Source organism: Moorena sp. SIO4E2 (assembly GCF_010671945.1).
Lineage (GTDB): Bacteria > Cyanobacteriota > Cyanobacteriia > Cyanobacteriales > Coleofasciculaceae > Moorena > Moorena producens.
Window position 1 is genome coordinate 1 of record NZ_JAAHIE010001176.1, and the last position, 1,521, is coordinate 1,521.

Genomic DNA, 1,521 nt, shown 5'->3' on the forward strand with positions numbered 1-1,521 from the left:
ACCCTTGGGTTCAGGCTTACTTTAATCATAGTAGGTCAGCCCAATACACAGATCCTTACCGGGGAGTAACTCGGGAGGGAGATAACTTGGAGCAAGTGATTGTGGATGCGATCGCATCAGCAAAGTCAACAGTAGATGTGGCGGTTCAGGAGTTGCGTATGCCCAGAATTGCCCAAGCTTTAGTAGAACGTAAGCAAGCTGGTGTCAAGGTCAGAGTCATTTTAGACAATAACTACAGTCTTCCGGTCAGTAAACTAACCGCTGGCTCAGTAGCAAAACTGCCCCAAAGAGAACGCTCACGCTACAATGAGTCCCTAATATTGATCGACCGTGACGGAGATGGTCAGCTGAGTGCAACGGAAATTTCAGAAGGAGACGCTTTAATCATCTTAGGAAATGGTGGTGTACCTATGATTGATGACACAGCGGATGGTTCTCGGGGCAGTGGCTTAATGCATCATAAGTTTATAGTTATTGATAACAAAGTTTCTATTATTACCTCAGCAAACTTCACTCTTAGTGATCTACATGGTGACTTTCAGTTTCGAGAGAGTCGTGGCAATCCCAACAATCTACTTAAGATTGACAGTGTAGAGTTAGCTAAGCAATTCACCCAGGAATTTAACCTGATGTGGGGGGATGGTGCTGGCGGTAAACCAGATAGTAAGTTTGGTCTCAAGAAGCCATGGCGACCAGTAGAGCAAGTCACACTGAGAGATACAACTGGGGGGGATACAACTGTGGGGGATACAACTGGGGGAGATACAACTGTGGGGGATACAACTATCGCTATAAAATTCTCTCCAACCTCCACTACCAAACCTTGGCATCAGAGTACCAATGGTGTGATCGCTCAAATTCTTCCTCAGGCTAGGGAAACGATTAACATCGCTTTATTTGTCTTTTCCGAGCAACGGCTAACCAATGTTTTAGAGGAATCCCATCAACAGGGTGTTAAGGTCAAAGCGCTAATTGAGCCAAGTTTTGCCTTTCGCTATTACAGTGAGGGTTTGGACATGATGGGAGTAGCTGTTGCTCACAAGTGTAAATATGAGACTGGTAACCGTCCTTGGCGTCAACCGATTGCTACTGTCGGTGTGCCTCAGTTGCCAGAAGGAGATGTCTTACATCACAAATTTGCCATTCTGGATGGAAAGATAGTGATTACAGGGTCTCACAACTGGTCAAAAGCAGCAAATACCAGGAACGATGAGACGGTGTTAGTTATTCATAGCCCGATCGTGGCTGCCCATTTTGAGCGGGAGTTTCAACGCCTCTATGGCAAAGCAGTGAAGGGAGTACCAGTTAGAGTTCAGCAAAAGATTAAAGCACAGCAACAAAAATGTGTGCCTCTTGATCCACATTCTTGAGTAGAGCATACTATTGAATAGTTGGCATGACGGGTTATACCCCTCAATTAAATAGATGTGTTATATCAAGTCCAGTTAATCACTTTTAAAATGGTCTGTTGTTTTTTGTCGTTAGTCATTAGTAATTGGTAAAACCTCCACCTGCTAACCT

At 44.5% G+C, this 1,521-nt stretch carries 1 protein-coding gene; it reads left to right on the forward strand.

Annotated features, from left to right (window positions below; genetic code table 11):
* The coding region (locus F6K37_RS41895; protein ID WP_287257154.1) for a phospholipase D-like domain-containing protein at positions 1 to 1,370 on the forward strand (1,370 nt) is incomplete at its 5' end.
* Positions 1,371 to 1,521: the final 151 nt, after the last annotated feature.